The sequence below is a fragment of the Leuconostoc palmae genome, from assembly GCF_019656075.1.
In the GTDB taxonomy this organism is placed as follows: domain Bacteria; phylum Bacillota; class Bacilli; order Lactobacillales; family Lactobacillaceae; genus Leuconostoc; species Leuconostoc palmae.
Genome location: NZ_BPKZ01000002.1, coordinates 1 through 22,408 on the forward strand (window position 1 = coordinate 1; position 22,408 = coordinate 22,408).

The window sequence follows — 22,408 nt, forward strand, 5'->3', positions numbered from 1 at the left end:
GGACCAAATTCTTCTGCTAATGATTTAAGTGAACGGCCTTCTTGGTGAAGTTTAACCAATGAATCTTTGAAATCTTGCGAATAACGAATTGATATAAAAATACTCCTATGCTTTCATTTTACGGACTGAATAAAAATAGTCCATTTTTTTAGTATAAGAGCAGGATAATCTGGTTGGGTATTTTTTGTTGTCTAAATTTATAGCACTAATGTAGCACTCTGGCGATAAAATAGTAAAAACTGATGAAAACCAGCGAAAACTTTAAATAGCTCAAAAACCTTACACACCAACGTTTAAGCAACAAAAAACCGTTTTATCAGTCATCCTGATAAAACGGTCAATATGCGTTGAGGGGGAGTCGAACCCTCGACCTGCCGGGTAGAAACCGGCTGCTCTATCCAGCTGAGCTACCAACGCAATGCAAGATATATCATACCATATTTTTTATAAAAATCAAATATAGTAACAACTATTTTTTTAACAAGTATTTCATAGTATACTATAGTTAAAATTATTGTAAAGAGGAAACGTATGAGAAAAGCGTTTATTGCTTTAGGTGTACTATTCATTGCTTTGTTAGTTGCTTTAATTTCATTTAATCAACAACCAAAGTACGCAGGGGTAGCAATGCCGAGGGAAGATTATCAACATGTTAAACAATCGAAACATGATATTCAAAATTTTGTACAGACATTAAGCAAGTTTGATTATACTAAAAATCAAACAATGACTGCTATTGAAAAATCAGCTGATACGATAATTAACCACAACAGCCAAAATTTGAGTAATGTCGATTCTCAAAGTTTACGTCAGGCTTTTTATGGATCACAAGGCATAGTTACGATTGTACAATCGGCAAAAAAAGGGCACTATAATATTGATGGTAGTGTTGCTTCACGCTTTCACGATCGTTTTGACACAATCATAGAAATGTCAGTGAACGCAATTAACAAAAGTTCAGCACAGCGTGATGACATTGTGACACAAATGAAAAAAGACCTGAATATTGAAGCTGATTTATACAAAATAGGCATCAAAAACGAAGAGTAAGCGTAGTATTGTGTTTTTTTATTGAGGAAATTATGTCTAGAAAAGAAGATGCACGTGTTATTAGAACAAAGAAAAGAATTGAAGACACAACAATTGCTCTGTTAACAATACAACCCGATTTTTCTATTACTACGCTACTTGAAAGGGCTGCAGTTACTAAAGGGACGTTCTATAAATATTTCCAAAATAAAGAACACTTAATATCTGAAGTAAACAACAGTCTATTGTTTGAAATATCAACTGCAATACAAGATAAAATTCATATTTCAAAAATTATAAGAATTATTAGTGGACAAGCAGCATTTTACAATGCTGTATTGAATTTTAATACAGATGTTTTGTTTTTAGTAAATGTGAAGGCTAGAATGCGTTCTTTTATGAAAACGAAAGTAGATTTAATTGAAGATGAATCCATTCAGCAGAAAATTATTTTTCAATTTGAAGCACTGATGGGAGGATTTTGGTCATTAGTTGCTGTTTGGCTAGATAATAATATGGATATAGATCAGGGGATGCTCATTAGCCAATTTGAAGAAATATTAAGATTAAATACCACCGGGATTTCTAAAAATGCCTTGAGTTTGTTTGATTTTTCTAATGATGTCAAATGATATAATCATCATTGACTTTAAAATGTAAATTTGATATGATTGGATAGTTGTTAGCAAAGCTACAACCACTCAGAACAGGTTGAAGTACGTGTCGGACAAGGGCCGGCCCGCCTGGGATGGTGAGTCTAAGTATAAGGAGAATTCAATAATGGCATACGCAATTATTGTAACAGGCGGCAAGCAATATAAAGTCGCTGAAGGTGACACAATTTTCGTTGAAAAGTTGGACGCAGCTGAAGGTGAAAAAGTAATTTTTGACCAAGTTGTCCTGGTAGACGGAAAAGTTGGTGCACCTTTTGTTGAAGGTGCTAAGGTTGCAGGAACTGTTGAAAAGCAAGGCAAGCAAAAGAAAGTTGTTACTTTCAAGTATAAGGCCAAGAAGAATATGCATTCTAAGCAAGGTCACCGCCAACCATATACACGCGTGAAGATTGATTCAATCGCGTAATCATCACTTGTAAAGGAGAATAGACTTATGTTGATGAATCAAGAAAACTTACAAATGTTCGCTCACCACAAAGGTGGCGGATCTTCAGCCAACGGTCGTGACTCAGCCGGACGTCGTTTGGGAACTAAGGTTGCTGACGGTCAAGCTTTGACAGCTGGTTCAATCATTTATCGCCAACGTGGTACACATATTTATCCAGGTGTGAACGTTAAAAAAGGTGGAGATGATACATTATTTGCATTAACAGATGGCGTTGTTAAGTTCGAACGTAAAGGTCGTGAAAAGCGCCAAGTTTCAGTTTATACACGTGAACAATACAATGAAATTCTTGCTGCAAAGTAAGTAACTGGGAAACATGATGAATTTATTCATCATGTTTTTTTGTATAGGTAAGAATAGTTTGATCAATTAAACGGTGTGATATAATAATGTTAATTATAAAAGAAGGATATACTTAAAGATGAATAAATATTTTGAAGCGCGTATCAGTAAATTGCAAAAATTACTAAAGAAATTAGATTTGGATGGTATGATTGTTTACCAAGGTGCGAATACAAAATATTTGACAGGGTTTGATGGTGGAACAGGTGAAGGTGTTCTTGTCGTTGGGCAAGAGCAAGTTAGATTAATTACGGATGCCCGTTATGAAGAAGATTACAAAGATAGGTTGCCCAAGAATGTTAGTTTTTTTGTGACACGAGCATATTATGAGGCTGCAATAGAAGCTATTATAGAATTTAAGATTACTAGATTAGCATTTGAAGCTAGTATACCTTACAATGTATATGATTTAATTGATCAACTTTTGCCAGCAGATATTGATTTTGACGCTTTACCTGGTGCTATTGAGGCTTTACGAGAAGTCAAAGACGAAGTTGAATTAGATGCTTTACGCCGTGCTGCTAAAGCATCAGTTTTGGCATTCAATGACTTGTTATCATTCATTAAAGTTGGTATGACAGAACGACAAGTTGCAAATGAATTAGATAGATTACAAAAAGTTTATGGTGCGGAAAAAGCTTCTTTTGATACCATCGTTGCCTCTGGATATCGATCAGCACTGCCACACGGTGAGGCTACTGAAAAAGTGATAAAATCAGGTGAACTCGTAACAATTGACTTTGGGTACTATGTTGATGGATATACATCGGATGTGACTCGTACTATTGCTGTTGGCAGTATTAATGACAAATTAAAAGAAGTATATAATGTTGTCAAACAAGCCAACGAAAACGCAATAGCTATTGTTAAACCAGGCATTTCTGGAAGTGAAATAGATAGAGTTGCTCGTAATTATATTACGAATCATGGCTATGGACAACAATTTAATCATTCGACAGGACATGGTGTTGGCCTTGATATTCACGAAGGGCCAGTTTTGAGTTCACAATCGAGTGATGAAATGCAGGCTGGACATTTATTAACAATTGAACCTGGTGTTTATCTATCAGGTGAAGGTGGCGTTAGAATTGAAGATGACATTATTGTTACAAATGATGGTTATGAAAATTTGACGGATGGTATTACTAAAAATTTGATTATAATTGAAGGTTAATTAATGAGTGAAAAAAGACTGGATTTCTTGGTTTTTTACCGAGGAAATATGGTAAAAGGTTTTGAATATATATATGCCAAGCGTCATGAAGGACATGCCTTTTTACAGTTAGATAAGAACAGTAAGTCTCCTAAAAATATAAATGATTTGGATTACGATTTTTTTAATCCACATTATAATCAATCAGGAGAACCTTTTCAATGGCATTATAATGAAGAATGGGTTGATCTAAGCACTAGATGGGATGATTTGGCTCCTCAAATTTTAGCATACATTGATACATGGATGACAGAATATCCCGGTCCATCATATTCGGATAAAAGTTTGAATGATGAATGGGGTGTGCGATTTAAATTGCCAGGACAACGTGAACAAATTATTTGGGGATTAAATGCATTTCCTTCTAATCTGCAAAATTTTAACGATTTATTGTCAAGTTATAGCAATTCAGCGTCGCAATAGCGGCGTTTTTTCGTACCAACAATTGTTGTAGAAAGGATGGATAATAAATGAATTTTTACACGGCAGATACGCATTTCTTTCATGATGCATTATTGGTTAATCAAGATTTTTCTCCTAGAAATCAATTTATTTTTGTTGACGACATGAATCAAACAATTATGAATAACTGGAATAATAAGGTGAAACAAAGTGATACAGTATATCATTTGGGAGATATTAGTCATTAGTTTACTAAACTACCAATCATTAGTATGCAGAATACATTACGTATATTGAAGAAACTTAATGGTAATTTAATTATCATTAAAGGAAACCATGATTCGAGTGAATTTCTAAAATTTTTGATTAAAAATAATTATACACTTGAAAACGGAAGAGTTAAATTTGAAGTTCATGAAGTTGGTCTACGATTAAAATTTGATCATCATGAAATATTTTTAACTCATTATCCAATGATTTTTGGCAAAACAAAAAATCAGATTAACCTACATGGTCATATTCATGATCACAGTGTACCTCAAAAAGAGAACATTAATGTGGGAATTGATTCAAAAGATATTGACCAATTTTTAAATACAACAAATCTATTTGGCGCCCCTTTAAGCCAAAATGAGGTGATTCAAATCATTAGAGCTAAACATATGATTTATTTGAAAAATCAGTGACTATAGAAAGGAATTAGATGGCTACAGAGATTATTCATTTTTTACATACCAATGATTTACATTCTCATTTTGAACATTGGCCAAGAATTTTGAGATTTTTAAAAAAATATCAGAAAAAGTATCAAGAAAGCTTCACTTTCGATGTTGGAGATGCAATTGACAGGTTAAATCCTCTAACTGAGGCAACACTGGGTAAAAGCAATGTCCAATTAATGAATGGTGCTGGATATGATGCAGTCACAATTGGGAATAATGAAGGGTTAGTCTTATCACATCAATCCATGAATCATCTGTATGATGACGCTAATTTTGATGTTCTTTTAGCTAATCTATTCGAACTGCCTAAAGCAACTCAACCTAAGTGGGCTGATCCGTATAAAATATTGACAACTAAGTTGGGCACGAACATTGCAATTTTAGGTATGACAGCACCGTATGATTTAACGTATCCATCACTTGGTTGGCAACCCCAAAATGTTGATCAGACACTGAATAAACTGTTACCTGAAATTCAAGAAAAATCCGATATTGTAGTATTATTATCTCATTTAGGACTACCAACTGACGAACATATTGCTAAAAATTATGATATTGATGTGATAATGGGCGCGCACACACACCATTTACTTGAACAAGGAAAGTATGTTAATGGGACCTTATTAGCAGCAGCTGGACGATATGGTGAAAATATTGGCGATATTACATTGAAAGTAACTAATCATAAAATATTTGAAAAAAGCGCCAAAACTAAACCAGTGTATGAAATAGATGAACAATTTGGTGATTATGAACTGATGCATCGTTGGCAAAAAGTTGGTAAGCACATGTTAACTAGGCAAATAGTGACCAGATTACCTAAACTTTTAACGCCAGATGAACAGTTATATGATGGTATGAGAGCGTTGAAAAAATATTTCGATGTACCAGCAGCGATGATTTCTACTGGTATGTTTGTTGATGACTTACCTCAGGGGATTTTGACGCCTTATGATTTGTTAGAGAGTATGCCACATTCAATTAATCCAATGGTTATGACACTTAGCGGTGAAGAAGTTACTATGTTATTTAATGAAATTGATGAACAACGAGAGCGACTGTCAAATTTGCCATTAAAGGGTAGTGGATTTCGTGGTAAGATATTTGGGTATATACGTTTTGATGGTATTGATCGGGATAGACATGGGCAAATTTTTTATCACGGTGAAAAGTTAGAATTACAAAAAAGATATCAAATAGCCACTTTAGACCACTACAAATGGGTGCCGTTTTTTCCTACTATTCAGGACGCGCCAGTCAAAATTGAACTTAACATCTTACTAAGAGAATTAATGGCAAACTACTATAAACAAAAATACCAGTAAAATAATTAAGGAGTAACTTAATGGATCGTGAACTGCTAAAAGTAAAAACACTGGCACAACAAGAGGAACGAAAAAATGCTTACCAGATTATTCGACGTGGAGATGAAATAGAAATTGACGGGCTAACTCTGGAACTAGTAGATAATTTTAAGGATGCTTTCGATGTTGAGAAACTAGCTGTTAGATATACACCATTGTTAGCGCAATATGATTATATTGTAGGTGATATTTCTGCTGACCAGTTACGATTAAAAGGTTTTTATCAAAATAGTAAGAAGGTAGCTTTTGAAAATAAAATAATGGCCTTACAAGATTATTTATATGAGTACGTTAATTTTGGAGCACCATACTTTGTATTAGAAAATGTCAATCCAAGAGCCGTGGCTCAGGAGAAAAAAGAAAAAAGTGATACTAGAGGACGAAAAAAAAATCAAAGATCTAAATCAGTTACATCACAATTCAAAGGTAAAGGGAAAGTTAATTCATCTAATCAGAAACAATCTAAAAAAAGATCATTTGTAATTAAACAAAAATAAAAAAAGCATTGATATTTATATCAATGCTTTTTTGTTAGGGTTAGGATAGAGGAACGTCAACAGACCAACCTTCAGGACCCTTTTCATCACCATATTGAATTGCTGTTAATCGATCGTATAGCTTTTGAGTCCAAGGACCTACTTCTGTTTCTGAGTAGAAGACATGTTTGTTACCAAGATGAGTGATTGAACCAACTGGAGAAATTACGGCTGCGGTACCCATTGCACCAGCTTCTGCAAATTGGTCAAGATCATTAATAGAAATTGTTGTTTCTTCAGCTTGAAGGCCTAGTTCTTCAGCAACAGCAAGCAAAGAATACTTTGTAACTGATGGTAAGATTGAAGGAGATTTGGGTGTTAAGAAGCGACCGTCCTTAGTAATACCAAAAAAGTTAGCTGAACCAAGTTCTTCAATATTCTCATGTAATCTTGGATCAAGATAAACAACATCAGAATAGCCAGCAGCATGTGCTTCATCTCCAGCAAGCATTGAAGCACCGTAGTTTCCACCTGCTTTAGCTGCACCAGTACCACCGTGGGCAGCACGATCATATTGATTTGTAACGTAAGCAGTTGGTGTCAAACCACCTTTGTAATATGCACCGACTGGTGTAGCGTATACTTCAAAGACATAGTTGTCAGCTGGATGTACTCCCACTACTGGGCCACCTCCAAATTCAAATGGGCGAAGGTAAAGTGTTGCACCAGTACCATAAGGGGGGATAAAGTCTTGGTTTGCTTTTGTGACTTCTTTGAGACCACGTAAGAAAAGTTCTTCTGGTACTGGAGCCATCATTAAACGTGCAGCTGAATTTTGTAATCTTTTAGCGTTGCGATCAGGGCGGAAGAGGTTAGCACCACCATCCTTACGACGGTATACTTTTAGACCTTCAAAAATATTTTGACCGTAATGAAGACCTGTTGCAGCTTCGTTGACTGGTAAGTTCGAATCTGTTTCGAGACCGCCTTCACTCCATTTACCATCTTTATAGTAGGCTCTAAAACGATAAGGTAGATCGTAATATTCAAAACCTAGTTCTTCCCAATTAAAATCTGAAGGTTGTGCTTTCTCTTGTGACATAACTCTGCCTCTTTCTTATAAAATTATGATAAATATACTATAACTCTGAAATTAAAATTAAACAACATCTAAATGTAAGTCATTTGGCTTTGTTTTACCTGTTTTTTTAAGTAAGAAATACATTGCCAAGCAAGCAACTACAGGAACTACTATACCAAATACAGCAACAATTAATAAACCTCGAGGGTTTGTTGATGCTAGAGCAATTGGTGCGATAAATCCGTTTAATCCTAATCCGGCAATTGCGAAAGGTACTTTCAAGTTGAAAACACCGACAGCCATCATGGCCGATAATCCAGCAACTACAGCTGGACCAAATAATAGTAATGGACTTTTAAGAAGATTAGGGAATTGAACTTTTGGTGTAACAATTGTTTGCGCAAAATTAGCACCAAGATCATTTTGTTTCCAACCCATTGCAGTGTAGACGACAAATCCAGAGGTGGTACCAATTAACGCAGCGCCTCCTGACAGTGGATCAAGCATAACAGCAATTGCAAGTGCTGCTGATGAAGCAGGTGTCATTAGGAATAAAAACCAAACAAAAGAAACGACAAATGCGCCTAGAAAAGGATTTACTTTCATTGTTGAAGCTAACGATTCAGAAACCCAGTTTAAAAATGGTGTAGTAACTGAAGCCGTTGCAAGTCCAAAAAATGTTCCTGCTAATGTTGCAGATAAAGGAACTAACATCATGTCTAATGGTGTTTTTCCTGTAAGCCAATTACCAACAAATACAGCAGCTAGTGCTGCTAAAACAGCTGAAACAGGTTGACCAGAAGTCATTATAAGTGATCCTGCTGCTTGGTTAGCAACCCAACCAGTTGCTGTATGTGTTGCTGGCGAAACTGCTGATGTGAAATAAACGGCATTTGATCCAACTGTAGCAGCAATTAAAGCGGCACCAGTTGTTAAAATGTTGGCGCGCATCATGATAGCAATACCGACGCCAAGCGCTGGAGCGAGCATTTTTTGTCCCATCAACCCTGCTTGGATGAGTGGTGTGTAATGAAAGAGATTACCAATTGATGACATCAATAATCCCATACCTAAGACAGCTAATATGGCATTTGAAATGCCTGTTGAAATATCAAATACCATTTCACGAGCTGTGCGAGGTTGTGTTTTTTTGTCTAAAAGTGTCATATCACTTTCAGCCTTTTTTGGCCCATTTGTTGTTGCTGATACATCCATAATAAATTCCTCCCGAAAGTAAATGCCTATTTCCAAGACGATTGGATAAGGCTATGTATTAAAAAACAAAAGAAAAAGGCGCTAGTTTTAACTAGCGCCTTTTAAAAAATGAAGTCATACAACAACATTCTTCTCACGCCAGTCGAGAGGATGACTTCTCGACTGGTAGCAAAAATAGACCAGCGAGAAGTCACATAATAATGACGACGTTGATCTTAATAATGCTTGTGAAATTGTTTGTGCTGTGACTACACATTTTTCTTGTTCCTTTTATTTGATGTTTTTTATTATGACGCTATGATTAAAAAATGTCAATACTCTAATTTTAAATTAATTGAATTTGATATAATATAATTAATTTATATAGAAATAAAGTTGCATAAATTCATAAAAGGAGATTAGGAATATGTTACTTTTAGCAGTGAAAGCTTTAACATTTAAAAATCGTCAATTTTTATCGCGATATGGTATTGATGTTGTTACACCTGATACTGTGACAAATAATCAAATTCCGGAAATCGTTATCAGTTATGCATGGGATAATATAATTGGTGATAAAATGCTGAACAATCCTAGTTCTAAATTAAAATGGATTCAAGCACAATCAGCAGGAGTAGACTATTTGCCATTAGAACTATTAAAAAAACGTGGTATTACAGTAACAAATGCAAGTGGTTTAAAGGCAATCCCAATTGCTCAAACGGTAATTGGCTATATTTTATATTTTGCTCGAGGGTTAAATATTTATGCAACAAGACAACATTGGGAACCTTTTACAAATCAATATTTGATTAATGAATTGCCAGTTTTGGTTTTTGGTACTGGTCGAATTGGTAGGCAAATTGCGTCTCATATCAAGTCATTTGGTGGTGTTGTTTATGGTGTTAATACTTCAGGTAGACCAGTTGAAGAATTTGATGAAATTTATTCAATTAATAATTATCAAGAAGCTTTAGCTAAAGTTAAAATTGTTGTGGATGGATTACCGGGAACAGCTGAAACGCAAAATTTTTTTGACAGTCGTTTTTTTGAACAAGTTAATCAATTATTTCTATTTATTAATATTGGTAGAGGAACAACACTTAATCAGGAGGTATTACTTACTGCCATTGATGATTCTCGTGTTAAATATGCAGCATTAGATGTGACAACACCTGAACCATTACCTAAAAATCATGTTTTATTTGAAAGACTACAAATTTTATTAACTCAACATACAAGTTGGGGAGAAAATGTTAATGCAGGTAGAATAGGGGGACTGTTTAGACTTTTCGAAAAAAATGTACCAGGATTTGTAGGAAATAAGAGTTTTAAATGTAATGTAGTTGATTTAGATAAGGGATATTAAGATCATTTAGTTATTTGAAAGTTACAACGAGTTGTTTTTAAACGTAGTATTGTCATATTAACTATAATTAAATAGTACTTTGAATGCTATTTTTTTCATCAATACGCTCAAGTAATCATTTGAATAATGTTCTGTGTTAAAATAAAACTCAGATAAAACAATGGGGGCTTTGTTGTGGAGAAGTCAATAGACAAACGTGTCTTATTGAGATACAAGAATGTGATTAAAGGTCTTGATAAAAGGTGGCATAAATTAGATGACACACGTGTACCTTTTTTAAAAGAAATATTAGGATGGTTAGGAAACCCTGATCAGCAATTGAAAATTATTCATATAACTGGAACCAATGGTAAAAGCTCGACAGTTGCTATGATGACAGCTATTTTAAAAGCTAATGATTATGTATGTGGGCACTTTTCGAGTCCATTTATTTTATCTTCAAGAGAACAAATTGGCATAAATGATGAATTTATATCTCCTCGTGATTTTTTAGTTCAGTATGATAGCGTGGTTAGTGTATTAAAAGTGCATCAAAAAGCAGCAAGTGATTTAACCTATTTCGAATACTTCACCTTAATTTCGTTACTTTATTTTGCGGATAAAAAAGTTGATTTTGTTTTATTTGAAGCCGGGTTAGGTGGACTTAGAGATGCTACGAATGCAATTGAAATGCCGATGATTAGTGTGTTTACAAAAACAAGTATTGATCATGAAAATGCAATTGGTCATAATTTAGTCGAAATTGCTAAAAATGAAGCAGCAATTATCAAGAAAAATACTTTAGTTATTGATTATGCTGGGCAAGATATTACTGTGCGGCGTGTATTGAAAGAAAGAACTGAACAAGTGGGGGCAAAGTGGTTTGATCATACCCCTGATCAAATTATCATCGCTAATACAATGCCAAATGGGCTTGACTTAATTATTAACGGTAAAAGTGGATACTTCTTAAATATGGCTGGCGCTTTTCAGGTAAACAACTTCAGCATTGTATTACAGATAAAAGCCGCTCTTTTAGGTATGGGTTATCATTTTTCAACCGAAAAAACACAACTAGGATTATCTAATGTTAATATGTTAGGGCGAATGAATTATCATAGTGACTCAAATATATTGTTTGATGCGGCTCATAATGTTGATGGTATTAATGCGCTTGTTTCTGCATTGAATTCGTGGCACCTGAAAATTAAACCAACGCTTGTTTTAGGGGTTTTAAAAGACAAAGATTACCATGAAATGCTTGACATTATCATGCCCACTGTACAACGTGTGATTACTGTAACACCAAATAATAAAACACGTGCACTTCCAGCTGAAGAATTAGCGGCAGAGATCATTGCGAATTATCCACATGTCGATGTTGAAATAGCTAGTGATGCATCTGCAGCTATTTCATTGGCGATGAGAGTACGTGAATCTTCACAAGCACTCATTGTCGTTACAGGATCTTTTTATACATTAAGCGCGATACAAAAAGAAGGTAGAATATAGTGTGTTTTCAAGGCCGGATAACTGACAGACAGGGTTAAAATGTGTTATGATTGTACTCACTTACATTTCACAAGGAGAATAATCATGGCACCTCAAACACAAGCTACTACTTTTTGGGATGACATTGTCACTAAAGCACAGTCTAGTAATCAATCAAATATAAAATTGCCATTTTTTAGCTTGGCTCCAATGGAAGCCGTAACAGATACAATATTTAGACGAGTTGTTGAAAAAGCAGCCGCACCAGATGTTTACTATACGGAATTTACGAATGCTAGTTCCATGGTTCACCCTAAAGCTAAGTTTTCGGTACAAGGTAGATTAGCTGTTGCTAAAGGAGAAACATTTCCTGTAGCTCAAATATGGGGATCAAAACCTGAAGATATTGCAGGTGCATCAATGTTGTTGCCAGAAATGGGTTATCAGGCTGTCGATATCAATATGGGCTGTCCAGATGCAACAGTTATTAAAAATAGTGCAGGGTCTGACTTAATTAGACATGCTGATTTGGCTGAGCAGATAATTGTAGCTGCCAAAAAATCTAATTTACCTGTTTCTGTTAAAACTCGGTTGGGATTCCATAAAGCAGAAGAATTTCGCGAGTGGTTGCCTGTTATCCTAAAACAAAATGTTGCTGTATTGACAGTTCATTTGCGATCACGTAAGGAAATGTCAAAAGCACCTGCTCATGTAGAGTATATTGATGAAATTTTAGCTTTACGGGATAATATTGCGCCAAGTACCCTCATTCAAATTAACGGAGATATCAAAAATCGTAAGCAAGGACTTGAACTAGTTAGACAACATCCAGGCATTGACGGTATTATGATTGGACGTGGTATCTTTGAAAATCCATATGCGTTTGAACAGGAGCCTACACAACATACATTGGAAGAATCAATAGAGTTATTACGCTTACAGTTGAATCTTTTTGATGAAGTTAATAGTGCTGGAACACCTAAACATTTTGAAGCCTTAAAGCGATATTTCAAAATTTATTTACGTGGTTTTGCACATGCATCTAGTTTGAGACAGCTTTTGATGGAAACACATACCACTGAAGAAGTGCGTACGATACTAGATCGAGAACTTACTAGAGTTTATCAAAATGTTGCTGAAGATCAACATATTTATCGAGATAATGAAGCAGTATATGCTGAAATGTCGGTAAAAAAATCAAAATAAAATTCTAAAATCTTGGTTATACAAGTGATTTAGTTTAATCAGCTTGTTTTACACCAAGCTTTTTTTGTATAATGAATTCATGAAATTAACCAGTAAATCAGTAACAGAACTATTAAAACATCATAATTTGTTAGTATCTAATCCGAATATAGATCAAGAAATAACATTTGATTTTCTACATTATGACACAAGAGAAGTTGAAAATAATACTCTTTTTGTCGTAAAAGGCGCTTTTAAAGCAAAGTATCTGGAGGGGCTGTTGGGCAATGTGACAGCTCTGGTAACTCAGAAATTGTTGCCAATTGAAATGCCACAATGGATAGTTTCTGATGAGCAAAAAGCATTGTCAGTATTATCTATGGCTTTTTTTGATTACCCACAAGATAGTTTGTGGATAGGCGCTTTTACTGGAACAAAAGGAAAAACTACTGCTGCTTATATGGTATTTAACATATTGCAGCATATGACTAATCAAAAAACAGCGTTGTTTTCAACAGTAGATCGTATTACAGGCAATAATCTAGAAGATAAGAAAAAATCTGATTTGACTACTCCAGAATCATATGAGTTGTTCAAAGATATGAGAAGAGCAGTTGATAATGGGATGACACATTTAATTATGGAGGTGAGTTCCCAAGCTTATCTTAAACAACGTGTTTATGGATTACGCTATCAAGTAGGTGCTTTTTTGAATATATCTCCAGATCATATTGGTCCAAATGAACACCCTAATTTTGAGGATTACTTAGCACATAAACTCATGCTTTTTGATAATTCAGATCAAGTTATCATTAATGCTGAAAGTGATCAATTCATGAAGATTAGTCGTTATGCCAGTAAAAATCATAATGAAATTTATACATATAGCCAATTTGACAAAGGAGGTGAATTTACTTTCACTTCTAAAAAAAGCGCAATTCATGAAAGTAAGTTTATAGTGAAAGATAGCAGATTTACTGAAATGAATGGTGAGTATCGCCTAAATCTACCAGGTGATTTTAATGAGTCAAACGCTTTGGCTGCGCTAATTATGTCTGCTATGGCTGGTGCACAGCATGAAGATATGGTGAAAGGCCTTGATCAAGTTTTTATACCAGGACGCATGTTGAGCTTACCGATTCACGGACATGGAGTGGCGTTTGTTGATTATGCACATAATTATGCATCAATGAAAGCACTTTTGAGTTTTGCACAAAATCAGTACCCCTCTGGGAAAGTCATTGTTGTTGTTGGAGCACCAGGAAATAAAGGCGTTTCTAGACGAGCCGACTTTGGAAAAGTTGTGTCGGAGTTTGCTGATGTTGTTTTTCTAACAGCAGATGATCCACAATTTGAATCACCACAAGCGATTGCACATGAAATTGCTGAACATATTAGTAATGAAAAGTTAGCAATCTATTTTGATATGAATAGAATAAGTGCAATCAATAAAGCCTTATCACTTGCTAATGATGAAGATATAGTGATTGTTGCCGGAAAAGGTGAAGATCCTTACCAAAAGGTAAATGGTATTGATGAACCTTATATTGGCGATTATCAAGTTGTTAAAAATTTTGCACAACAGTATATTTAATTCAGTAATTATAAAACTTACATTTATCCTAAGCTGGGGTTGGTGTAAGTTTTTTTGTCGATTAAAATTTCTCTATATGATATCATATAGATATGACAAAAAATAGTGATAAACTACACAAAAAATCAGGGAATATTCCATTAAGAATAAATCCTGAATTACATGAAGAACTAGCAAGACATGCTATTCAAGAAGGACGTTCGTTAAATAATTATTTAACAAAACTTTTAGAAGAATGTATACATCCCAAAACTTTTGAAGATCGACAGTTTGTTGGGAATGTCGTTTCCGGTGAAAACTTTGACTTAGATAGTCAGCTGGTTAAAATATCGGGTATTTATTATCGCTTTTTGATTGAAAATGCTCAGAAGATTAATGTTCAAAAAAAATATGTCATTATTGAAGCAAATGGAAATGTCTTAACATTAAGAGAATTAAAATCGTAAAATAAGAATAAAATGGAGAAATAATGTTGTTTTTTAAAATTGTACCTCAAAATAATGTTGGATTAGTAGAAACGCTTGGCAAGTATAGTAACCGAAAAGAGGCTGGATTGCATTTCTATATTCCTTTCTTTCAAAGAATCAGAAAAGTGAGTCTAGCTATGAGACCACTAAGATTACCAGATTACTCAGTTATAACGGCAGATAATGCTGATATAAAAGCAAGTGTTACATTAAATTATCATGTCACTGATGCGATAAAGTATATGTATGAAAATACGGATTCAGTTGAATCTATGGCGCAACTAGTTCGTGGACATTTAAGAGATATTATTGGGCGTATGGAATTGAATGAGGCACTTGGTTCCACTACTAAAATTAACGTTCAATTAGCTGAAGCTATTGGTGATTTAACTAATACATACGGTATTAATGTTGACAGAATTAATATCGATGAGCTACGTCCATCAATTTCTATTCAAGAAGCAATGGACAAACAATTAACTGCTGATCGTGAGAGAGTGGCTACAATTGCAAAAGCTGAGGGAGAGGCACGTTCAATTGAGTTAACAACAAAGGCAAAAAATGATGCTTTAATGGCAACAGCTAAAGCAGAAGCTGATGCTACGAAAACACGAGCAGATGCTGAACGATATCGTATAGATACGGTTCAATCTGGGCTTACTAATGCAGATGATAAATATTTTCAGAATCAATCAATCAATGCCTTTACAACCTTAGCAGAATCGTCAGCGAATCTAGTTGTAGTAGATAGTCAAAAAATTGATAACTTGGGACAGCTTCCAATAAAAGGAAAATTGCTAGAAAAAGGTTTTCAAGCATAGTGTTATGACTTTTAAAGCTAAACAATTGATTTGGAATAAACTTGTACAGAAAGAGAAATATGTTTAAAAATAAAAAAGTTTTGATTGTTGTCTCTGGAAGTGTTTCTGCTTATAAGTCTGCTAGCCTAGTACGTTTGTTAATAAAACAAGGTGCAAGTACTCGTGTGGTGATGACTAAATCAGCTGAAGAATTTATACCAAGTAAAACGCTTTCAATTTTATCGAGATATGAAGTGTTAACTGATTTATTTAGCTCTTATGATCGAGAAGTTGTACATATCGAATGGGCAAATTGGGCCGACTATATATTTGTGGTTCCTGCAACAGCAAATATTATAGGAAAGATTGCCAATGGTATCGCAGATGATGCTGCAACGGCAACGATAATGGCATCAAAAGCTGATAAAATTATTGCTCCAGCAATGAATGACGCGATGCTAAATAATGCTGCTGTAAAGCGTAATTTAGATATAATCAAAAATGATGGCTGGTTAATTATTGATCCTGAATATGGTTTTTTAGCAGAGGGATATGAAGCAAACGGAAGGTTACAAGAACCAGAAAAAATCATTGCTGAGGCAAGTATTAGATTACAAGCAAAGTTAGGAAAACTAAAAGGTAAACATATTGTGATTACTGCTGGTGGTACAGTTGAAGCATTGGATCCAGTAAGATACTTAACTAATCGTTCGAGTGGGAAAATGGGATATGCTCTAGCACGAGCAGCTGTGGAAGCTGGATGTCATGTAACATTGATTACAACAGTTGACAAAGAAGATATATATGGTGTGACGAAGATTTTTGTAAAGTCTACACAAGAAATGCTTGATCAGTCAATGATTGCATTTAAACATGCTGATATTTTTATAGCTGCGGCTGCTGTTTCAGATTTTAGACCAATGACATACGTAGAACACAAAATAAAAAAGCAAGACAATTATCCGCTTCAGTTAACGTTAATTCAGAATCCAGATATATTAAAAACCATTGGTAGCATCAAGAATAAAAATCAAATTGTTGTTGGATTTGCTGCCGAAACACAAAATATAGTTTCTTACGGACAAAATAAGTTGAATCAGAAAAATGCGGACATGATAATTGCCAATGATGTTAGTAATTCTGAAATTGGTTTTTCTTCCGATGATAATTCAGTCACAATCATATCTCAAAAATACTCACCAAAAGTTGTTACAAAACAATCCAAGATTAAGATTGCCAGAATAATAATTGATAGTATTTCTGAGATTGTAAATACTAATTAAATATGTTAAAATTGGATGTTATACATTGATTACAGGAGGAAAGTGTTAATTTTTGGTTTAAATCACTATATGAATTAATACGCTGACCACAATGGCAGATGAAGAAGAAACAAAAGCATCAAAGTATCATGTTGGTGATATTTTATTAGCACCACCTTATGGTAATTTAGAGAAACCTTTTACTGGACAAGTTGAAAAAGTATATGAAAATTCACTACTGGTTGAAATAACAGAAAATGATTTAGGAGATCAACCAGCAGTAAATGAAATGAATCATCGTGCTGTTGTGCGCATGGATGAGATTGAAGTAATTAAGCATGCTCCAGTACCAGAAAATACTGTTGCAGACACTGAAGAGTAAAGAAGTTCAAAGAGTTATGTTAAGCAAGTCCAAGTTGATGTGAGTTGGACCATAATGAGAACGGCGCGTACTTGGAGTCATTTATTTATATATAGAGTGGCGAAAGCTATTAGAGTGGTACCGCGGGTAAAGACTCGTCTCTTGTAAAATGAGACGAGTCTTTTTATTATCCAAAATAAATATTGTATAATAGAAGATAATTTAAAAAGGAAATCATAGACATGAGTAACAATGAACTAGTCACTAATACATTATCAGGCGTTATTAAAAATTTATCAGCGCAAGAAATTCAAGAAAAATTAGAATCACCAAAGTCATCTGATTTAGGTGATATAGCTTTTCCAACTTTTGCGTTAGCTAAATTGTTACGGAAATATCCTCAACAAATTGCTGAGGATATCGTTTCAAAAATAGATCAAACACTATTTGAAAAAGTCGTTGCTACTGGACCATATGTTAATTTTTTCTTCGACAAAGTCTCAACATCACAATCAGTATTGACAGAAATTTTATCACAAAAAAATGAGTTTGGAACAAATAAAGATGGGAATCAGTCAAAGGTTACCATCGATATGTCATCACCTAATATTGCTAAACCAATGTCTATGGGGCATCTGCGTTCCACAGTAATAGGGAATGCCTTGGCTAATATTACTGCAAAAAATGGGTATATCCCAGTTAAAATTAATCATTTAGGTGATTGGGGAACACAATTTGGAAAATTAATTTATGCTTATAAAACATGGGGATCAGAAGAAGAAGTAAAAGCTGACCCCATTGCTACACTTTTACGTTATTATGTTGAGTTCCACGAAAAAGCAAAGGTTAATGAGACCTTAAATGATGAGGGACGTGCTTGGTTTAAAAAACTAGAAGATGGTGATGAAGAAGCACTGAAGCTATGGGAATGGTTTAGAGCAGAGTCACTTAAAGAATTTACTGAAATTTATGATCGCTTAGATATTACATTTGATTCATTTAATGGGGAAGCATTTTATAATGATAAAATGGATAAGGTTGTAGACACTCTTGAAAAGAAAGAAATATTGATTGAATCGCAAGGGGCTAAAATTGTAGATTTGTCAGATGTTAATCCTAATTTAACTCCTGCTATGATTAAACGTACAGATGGTGCTACCCTTTACATGACAAGAGACTTGGCTGCGGCTGTCTATCGTAAAGAAACCTACAACTTTGCGAAATCTTTATATGTCGTTGGTGGTGAGCAAAGAGAACATTTTGTGCAAATGAAAGCAGTTTTGTCATTAATGGGATTTGACTGGGCTGATGATGTTGAGCATATTGCTTTTGGGTTAATAACTTTCAATGGTAAGAAAATGTCTACTAGAAAAGGCGATGTTGTCTTATTAAAAGATGTACTAAATGATGCTCATGACCTAGCATTGAAGCAAATACAAGAGAAAAATCCTTCTCTTTCACATAAAGAATTAGTTGCAGAACAAGTAGGTGCGGGAGCTGTTGTATTTCATGATTTAATGAATGATCGTACAAACAATTTCGATTTTAATTTGGAAGAGGTTGTTCGCTTTGAGGGTGATACGGGACCATATGTCCAATATACAAATGCTCGCGCTTTATCGATCCTAAGAAAATCTGAGAAAGATGTATCAATATCGTCTGATGAACTACAATTAGATGATATTGCAACTTGGAATATTATCTCAACCTTAAATCAATTCCCCTCAATTATAAAAAGGTCATGGCAACAACGCGAAGCAAGTATCATTGCTAAATATGCGCTTAATTTATCTCGTGCATTTAACAAATATTATGCTAATTCAAAAATTTTAACGGTTGATGATCAATTAAATGCGAGACTTGCATTAGTTAAGTCAGTGTCAATTGTTTTGTCAGAAAGTTTGCGTTTACTAGGTGTTAAAGCACCTGAAGAAATGTAGGATTGGTTTAAATTTCTGTTCCCAACTACTAATAAATGAGGAGAACTAAATGATTTCTAAACAAAAAAGGCAAGCATTGATCCTTGATATTATTCAAAAACGAGCCATTACAAGTCAAGAAGCTTTATTAGTGGAACTGGAGCGTTATAATGTTGAGACAACACAAACCACGATTTCACGTGATATTCGCGCATTGGGCATTGTTCGAGTGAAAGATGTGAATGGTAATTTAAGATATCAACAATTAAAAAATACGTCTGATACGATAGAGACACAGATTAATTCGAATGTAGTTGATGAGGCAATTAAAGATTATGCTGTTTTTGTAAAACAAGTCCAATTTATGACTATTATAAAGACAACAGATTCAAGTGGGAATGCTGTTGCAGGTGTAATTGATGATGCTAATCTGCCAGAGGTTGTGGCAACTTTAGCGGGATTTGATACAATTTATATTACAAGCCCTGATGAAGAAAGTGCTGCTGTATTAACAAAACGTTGGGCAGCCCTGATAGGTTAATATATGAATTGGTTAAAAAATTTTGTTAAACAAATACATCTTAAGATAAGCCCTTTTACTAAGCGATGGCAAGTTTGGCGTTTATTAATTGTGCTGTTTCTCAGTGCTTTTCTAATACTGAGTGTTTATTGCGTTATTTTAGCCAAAACAGCTCATGTAAAAAATTTACAAGCAACTTTATCGCAAACTACATCTGTGTACGATGATTCAGGTTCTAAGGCTGGTGAATTATACTCTCAAAAAGGGACCTACGTAGCTTATAATCAAATTTCTCAAAATATGAGAGATGCTGTTATTTCAAGTGAAGATAGAAATTTTTACCATGAAATTGGCTTTTCTGTAAAGGGTATTGTGCGTGCGGGGCTACTTAATTTTAAAAATAAACTAATGGGATCTAATGTTATAGCGGGTGGTGGATCAACTCTTACACAACAACTTGTTAAAAATGCCTATTTAAATCAAGAACAAACTGTCACGAGAAAAGCAAAAGAAATTTTCTTGTCTATGCAAGTTGAACAAGACTATTCGAAAAACCAAATCTTAACTATGTATTTGAATAATGCTTGGTTTGGTAATGGTGTGTGGGGAGTAGAAGATGCTGCTCAAAAATATTTTGGTGTACATGCGAGTGAATTGACAACCTCTCAAGCCGCAACATTAACGGCTATGTTGCCTAGTCCAGCATTATATAATCCTATTGATCACCCACAGGCTGCCATTTCAAAACGTAACATTGTTCTGAATACAATGGTTGAAAACAAAAAATTATCGGCAGCTCAATTTAAAGAAGCACAAGCAGCACCGATGACATTGAATGATACCTATAGTGGTGGAAATAGTTACAAATATCCATGGTACTTTGATTCAGTGATCAGTGAAGCAATCAAAGATTATGGTCTAACTGAATCAGATGTGATGAATCGTGGTTATAAAATTTATACAACCTTAAATCAACAAGATCAAACTAACTTACAAGATGATTTTGCAAACAATGCGATGTTTAATTACAATACTGATGCTCAAGCAGCAAGTATTGTTTTAAATGCAAAGAATGGTGGTGTACGAGCAATTGTTGGTTCAAGAAGCGCCAATCATACATTTAGAGGATTTAACTATGCTACACAATCAAAGTTGCAGCCAGGTTCGGCTATTAAACCAATTGCTGTTTATGCACCTGCGTTAGAGCGAGGGTACAATATTGAAACATTATTACCAAATACTACACGAAAGTTTGGTTCAAGTAATAAAGAAGTTCATAATGCGCTTAATGTCGAGACTGATGATGTACCAATGTATGAAGCTCTTGAACATTCATATAATGTACCAGCAGTATACTTACTAAATAAGATTGGTGTTAATGCTGGCTATGAAAGCACAAAAAAGTTTGGTTTGCCATTGTCCGAAAAAGATAAATCGCTTGCTTTAGCCTTAGGTGGTTTAACTACAGGAGTATCACCAATGCAAATGGCGCAGGCATATACTGCTTTTGCTAATGGGGGTGTTATGAGTAATGCACACTTTATTACAAAAATTGTTGATGCATCTGGTAAAGTGATAGGCTCACAACCAAAAACTAAACAAACAAGGGTTTTGAGTTCACGTGTTGCTGACAATATGACAAGAATGATGTTAGGAACTTATACGAATGGAACAGGACTAGGTGCTTCACCAGCAGGGTTTACAATTGCTGGTAAAACAGGAACAACAGAAAACTCAAATGACCTAGAGAATGCCCAATCCTCGAAAGATTCTTGGGCAATGGCCTATACAAAAGATATTGTTCAAGCAACTTGGATGGGACTTGATAGTGATAAAAGTAATAATAATAGTCTACCACTAGGATTGACAGCAACAATGGGGCCTTTAGTGAAAACATCATTAGAACAGATATTACCTAACACACCAGGAACTAGCTTCAGTGTGGCTAATCCAAATACACCATCTAATCCTTCAAATACTGATAATAATAGTAATTGGCCTAACAATATTGTTTCAGATTTTTCTAATGGCATTAATAAAGCTGTAGATGGTGCTGATAAAACTTGGAAAACAATAAAAGGATTGTTTGGTGGTAACTAAAACAACTGCTATACTTAAATAAAAAGAATTGAGGAAATAATAATGACAGTCAATATTTATGATAATGCTAATGAAATGGCAAAAGTTTTGAAGCAAACAGAGCAATACCTAAATTGGGAATCTGCGTTTGATGCCATTCAAAAAGATGATGAAGCAAAAAAACTTTTTGATCAGTTCCAAACTGTACAAATGTCAGTTCAACAGATGATGCAATCTCAGCAACAACCATCTGAAGAACAAGAAAAGGAATGGGATACTATTGCATCAGAGGTTCAAAAGAATACTTTAATTACAGCATTACTTTCTACAGAACAAGCATTAAACACAGTCCTAACCGAAATTAATGATATTGTGACAAAGCCAGTTTCAGAAGCTTACTCAAAGATTCGTCAATAATTTTTAAGATGCTCATTTTAGAA

General features: G+C 34.5%; 22 protein-coding genes, 1 tRNA gene, 1 pseudogene and 1 other annotated feature. Of the genes and pseudogenes, 21 read left to right on the forward strand and 3 right to left on the reverse strand.

Annotation, left to right across the window (positions count from 1 at the left end; all coding sequences use genetic code 11):
- Positions 1 to 343: 343 nt before the first annotated feature.
- Positions 344 to 417, reverse strand: a tRNA-Arg gene (locus K5Q12_RS01475).
- Between the two features lie 114 nt (positions 418 to 531).
- On the opposite strand from K5Q12_RS01475, the gene K5Q12_RS01480 reads away from it, so the two are divergent.
- The 9 genes and pseudogenes from K5Q12_RS01480 to K5Q12_RS01520 all read left to right on the forward strand — a co-directional run bounded on the left by K5Q12_RS01480 (position 532) and on the right by K5Q12_RS01520 (position 6,688).
- The gene (locus tag K5Q12_RS01480; protein WP_220741969.1) at positions 532 to 1,050 is read left to right on the forward strand and encodes a molecular chaperone; all 519 of its coding nucleotides are present in this window, start codon (positions 532 to 534) and stop codon (positions 1,048 to 1,050) included.
- 32 nt (positions 1,051 to 1,082) lie between these two features.
- Positions 1,083 to 1,661: a TetR/AcrR family transcriptional regulator gene (locus tag K5Q12_RS01485; RefSeq protein ID WP_220741970.1), complete on the forward strand. Its 579-nt coding sequence runs from the start codon at positions 1,083 to 1,085 to the stop codon at positions 1,659 to 1,661.
- 53 nt (positions 1,662 to 1,714) lie between these two features.
- Positions 1,715 to 1,798: a sequence feature (ribosomal protein L21 leader region), on the forward strand.
- A gap of 11 nt (positions 1,799 to 1,809) precedes the next feature.
- Positions 1,810 to 2,109 (forward strand): 50S ribosomal protein L21, encoded by a 300-nt coding sequence (gene rplU / locus K5Q12_RS01490; RefSeq protein WP_220741971.1) that lies wholly within the window; start codon positions 1,810 to 1,812, stop codon positions 2,107 to 2,109.
- A gap of 27 nt (positions 2,110 to 2,136) precedes the next feature.
- Entirely contained in the window at positions 2,137 to 2,451 is a 315-nt protein-coding gene (gene rpmA, locus K5Q12_RS01495; RefSeq protein WP_281418930.1) for a 50S ribosomal protein L27, read from the forward strand.
- 118 nt (positions 2,452 to 2,569) lie between these two features.
- Positions 2,570 to 3,664 carry an aminopeptidase P family protein gene (locus K5Q12_RS01500; RefSeq protein ID WP_220741973.1) on the forward strand — a complete coding sequence of 365 codons (1,095 nt, stop codon included), beginning with the start codon at positions 2,570 to 2,572 and terminating at the stop codon, positions 3,662 to 3,664.
- A gap of 3 nt (positions 3,665 to 3,667) precedes the next feature.
- Positions 3,668 to 4,126, forward strand: coding sequence for a hypothetical protein (locus K5Q12_RS01505; protein ID WP_220741974.1), 459 nt, complete (start codon positions 3,668 to 3,670; stop codon positions 4,124 to 4,126).
- A gap of 47 nt (positions 4,127 to 4,173) precedes the next feature.
- Positions 4,174 to 4,791: pseudogene (locus tag K5Q12_RS01510) on the forward strand (metallophosphoesterase family protein).
- 17 nt (positions 4,792 to 4,808) lie between these two features.
- The gene (locus K5Q12_RS01515; RefSeq protein ID WP_220741975.1) at positions 4,809 to 6,152 is read left to right on the forward strand and encodes a bifunctional metallophosphatase/5'-nucleotidase; all 1,344 of its coding nucleotides are present in this window, start codon (positions 4,809 to 4,811) and stop codon (positions 6,150 to 6,152) included.
- 20 nt (positions 6,153 to 6,172) lie between these two features.
- Positions 6,173 to 6,688, forward strand: a complete 516-nt coding sequence (locus tag K5Q12_RS01520; protein WP_220741976.1) for a YutD family protein — start codon at positions 6,173 to 6,175, stop codon at positions 6,686 to 6,688.
- 40 nt (positions 6,689 to 6,728) lie between these two features.
- Here the strand turns inward: K5Q12_RS01520 and K5Q12_RS01525 are convergent, their stop codons facing one another.
- Positions 6,729 to 7,769, reverse strand: coding sequence for a branched-chain amino acid aminotransferase (locus K5Q12_RS01525; protein ID WP_220741977.1), 1,041 nt, complete (start codon positions 7,767 to 7,769; stop codon positions 6,729 to 6,731).
- A gap of 57 nt (positions 7,770 to 7,826) precedes the next feature.
- Entirely contained in the window at positions 7,827 to 8,915 is a 1,089-nt protein-coding gene (locus K5Q12_RS01530) for a PTS sugar transporter subunit IIC (protein WP_373306131.1), read from the reverse strand.
- Positions 8,916 to 9,369: 454 nt separating this feature from the next.
- Here K5Q12_RS01530 and K5Q12_RS01535 point away from each other — a divergent pair, with 454 nt between their 5' ends.
- The 12 genes from K5Q12_RS01535 (at position 9,370) to K5Q12_RS01590 (ending at position 22,385) form a co-directional block, all read left to right on the forward strand.
- Entirely contained in the window at positions 9,370 to 10,311 is a 942-nt protein-coding gene (locus tag K5Q12_RS01535) for an NAD(P)-dependent oxidoreductase (RefSeq protein WP_220741979.1), read from the forward strand.
- Positions 10,312 to 10,485: 174 nt separating this feature from the next.
- Entirely contained in the window at positions 10,486 to 11,802 is a 1,317-nt protein-coding gene (locus K5Q12_RS01540; RefSeq protein ID WP_220741980.1) for a bifunctional folylpolyglutamate synthase/dihydrofolate synthase, read from the forward strand.
- An 84-nt stretch (positions 11,803 to 11,886) separates the two neighbouring features.
- Positions 11,887 to 12,987 (forward strand): tRNA dihydrouridine synthase, encoded by a 1,101-nt coding sequence (locus tag K5Q12_RS01545; protein ID WP_220741981.1) that lies wholly within the window; start codon positions 11,887 to 11,889, stop codon positions 12,985 to 12,987.
- Between the two features lie 79 nt (positions 12,988 to 13,066).
- Complete coding sequence (gene murE, locus K5Q12_RS01550; RefSeq protein WP_220741982.1) at positions 13,067 to 14,560, forward strand: UDP-N-acetylmuramyl-tripeptide synthetase; 1,494 nt, start codon at positions 13,067 to 13,069, stop codon at positions 14,558 to 14,560.
- Positions 14,561 to 14,652: 92 nt separating this feature from the next.
- Positions 14,653 to 15,006: a toxin-antitoxin system HicB family antitoxin gene (locus K5Q12_RS01555; protein WP_220741983.1), complete on the forward strand. Its 354-nt coding sequence runs from the start codon at positions 14,653 to 14,655 to the stop codon at positions 15,004 to 15,006.
- 23 nt (positions 15,007 to 15,029) lie between these two features.
- Positions 15,030 to 15,848, forward strand: a complete 819-nt coding sequence (locus tag K5Q12_RS01560) for an SPFH domain-containing protein (protein WP_220741984.1) — start codon at positions 15,030 to 15,032, stop codon at positions 15,846 to 15,848.
- 59 nt (positions 15,849 to 15,907) lie between these two features.
- Positions 15,908 to 17,110 carry a bifunctional phosphopantothenoylcysteine decarboxylase/phosphopantothenate--cysteine ligase CoaBC gene (coaBC, locus tag K5Q12_RS01565; RefSeq protein ID WP_220741985.1) on the forward strand — a complete coding sequence of 401 codons (1,203 nt, stop codon included), beginning with the start codon at positions 15,908 to 15,910 and terminating at the stop codon, positions 17,108 to 17,110.
- Positions 17,111 to 17,201: 91 nt separating this feature from the next.
- The gene (locus K5Q12_RS01570) at positions 17,202 to 17,471 is read left to right on the forward strand and encodes a hypothetical protein (protein ID WP_220741986.1); all 270 of its coding nucleotides are present in this window, start codon (positions 17,202 to 17,204) and stop codon (positions 17,469 to 17,471) included.
- 221 nt (positions 17,472 to 17,692) lie between these two features.
- The gene (gene argS, locus K5Q12_RS01575; RefSeq protein WP_220741987.1) at positions 17,693 to 19,390 is read left to right on the forward strand and encodes an arginine--tRNA ligase; all 1,698 of its coding nucleotides are present in this window, start codon (positions 17,693 to 17,695) and stop codon (positions 19,388 to 19,390) included.
- A 49-nt stretch (positions 19,391 to 19,439) separates the two neighbouring features.
- A complete protein-coding gene (locus K5Q12_RS01580) occupies positions 19,440 to 19,910 on the forward strand; it encodes an arginine repressor (RefSeq protein ID WP_220741988.1) in 471 nt (156 codons plus the stop codon).
- Between the two features lie 3 nt (positions 19,911 to 19,913).
- Positions 19,914 to 21,989, forward strand: a complete 2,076-nt coding sequence (locus K5Q12_RS01585) for a PBP1A family penicillin-binding protein (RefSeq protein WP_220741989.1) — start codon at positions 19,914 to 19,916, stop codon at positions 21,987 to 21,989.
- Between the two features lie 42 nt (positions 21,990 to 22,031).
- Positions 22,032 to 22,385, forward strand: coding sequence for a YlbF family regulator (locus tag K5Q12_RS01590; protein WP_220741990.1), 354 nt, complete (start codon positions 22,032 to 22,034; stop codon positions 22,383 to 22,385).
- Positions 22,386 to 22,408 lie beyond the last annotated feature (23 nt).

Excerpts from the sequence above, each read along its gene's own strand:
- K5Q12_RS01505 (WP_220741974.1), top strand. The coding sequence starts at position 3,668 with ATGAGTGAAAAAAGACTGGATTTCTTGGTTTTTTACCGAGGAAATATG.
- K5Q12_RS01525 (WP_220741977.1), bottom strand. The coding sequence starts at position 7,769 with ATGTCACAAGAGAAAGCACAACCTTCAGATTTTAATTGGGAAGAACTA.
- K5Q12_RS01555 (WP_220741983.1), top strand. The coding sequence starts at position 14,653 with ATGACAAAAAATAGTGATAAACTACACAAAAAATCAGGGAATATTCCA.
- K5Q12_RS01585 (WP_220741989.1), top strand. The coding sequence starts at position 19,914 with ATGAATTGGTTAAAAAATTTTGTTAAACAAATACATCTTAAGATAAGC.
- K5Q12_RS01485 (WP_220741970.1), top strand. The coding sequence starts at position 1,083 with ATGTCTAGAAAAGAAGATGCACGTGTTATTAGAACAAAGAAAAGAATT.
- K5Q12_RS01500 (WP_220741973.1), top strand. The coding sequence starts at position 2,570 with ATGAATAAATATTTTGAAGCGCGTATCAGTAAATTGCAAAAATTACTA.
- coaBC (WP_220741985.1), top strand. The coding sequence starts at position 15,908 with ATGTTTAAAAATAAAAAAGTTTTGATTGTTGTCTCTGGAAGTGTTTCT.
- K5Q12_RS01570 (WP_220741986.1), top strand. The coding sequence starts at position 17,202 with ATGGCAGATGAAGAAGAAACAAAAGCATCAAAGTATCATGTTGGTGAT.
- argS (WP_220741987.1), top strand. The coding sequence starts at position 17,693 with ATGAGTAACAATGAACTAGTCACTAATACATTATCAGGCGTTATTAAA.
- rplU (WP_220741971.1), top strand. The coding sequence starts at position 1,810 with ATGGCATACGCAATTATTGTAACAGGCGGCAAGCAATATAAAGTCGCT.
- K5Q12_RS01480 (WP_220741969.1), top strand. The coding sequence starts at position 532 with ATGAGAAAAGCGTTTATTGCTTTAGGTGTACTATTCATTGCTTTGTTA.
- K5Q12_RS01535 (WP_220741979.1), top strand. The coding sequence starts at position 9,370 with ATGTTACTTTTAGCAGTGAAAGCTTTAACATTTAAAAATCGTCAATTT.
- rpmA (WP_281418930.1), top strand. The coding sequence starts at position 2,137 with ATGTTGATGAATCAAGAAAACTTACAAATGTTCGCTCACCACAAAGGT.
- K5Q12_RS01560 (WP_220741984.1), top strand. The coding sequence starts at position 15,030 with ATGTTGTTTTTTAAAATTGTACCTCAAAATAATGTTGGATTAGTAGAA.
- K5Q12_RS01515 (WP_220741975.1), top strand. The coding sequence starts at position 4,809 with ATGGCTACAGAGATTATTCATTTTTTACATACCAATGATTTACATTCT.
- K5Q12_RS01580 (WP_220741988.1), top strand. The coding sequence starts at position 19,440 with ATGATTTCTAAACAAAAAAGGCAAGCATTGATCCTTGATATTATTCAA.
- murE (WP_220741982.1), top strand. The coding sequence starts at position 13,067 with ATGAAATTAACCAGTAAATCAGTAACAGAACTATTAAAACATCATAAT.
- K5Q12_RS01530 (WP_373306131.1), bottom strand. The coding sequence starts at position 8,915 with ATGACACTTTTAGACAAAAAAACACAACCTCGCACAGCTCGTGAAATG.
- K5Q12_RS01590 (WP_220741990.1), top strand. The coding sequence starts at position 22,032 with ATGACAGTCAATATTTATGATAATGCTAATGAAATGGCAAAAGTTTTG.
- K5Q12_RS01520 (WP_220741976.1), top strand. The coding sequence starts at position 6,173 with ATGGATCGTGAACTGCTAAAAGTAAAAACACTGGCACAACAAGAGGAA.
- K5Q12_RS01545 (WP_220741981.1), top strand. The coding sequence starts at position 11,887 with ATGGCACCTCAAACACAAGCTACTACTTTTTGGGATGACATTGTCACT.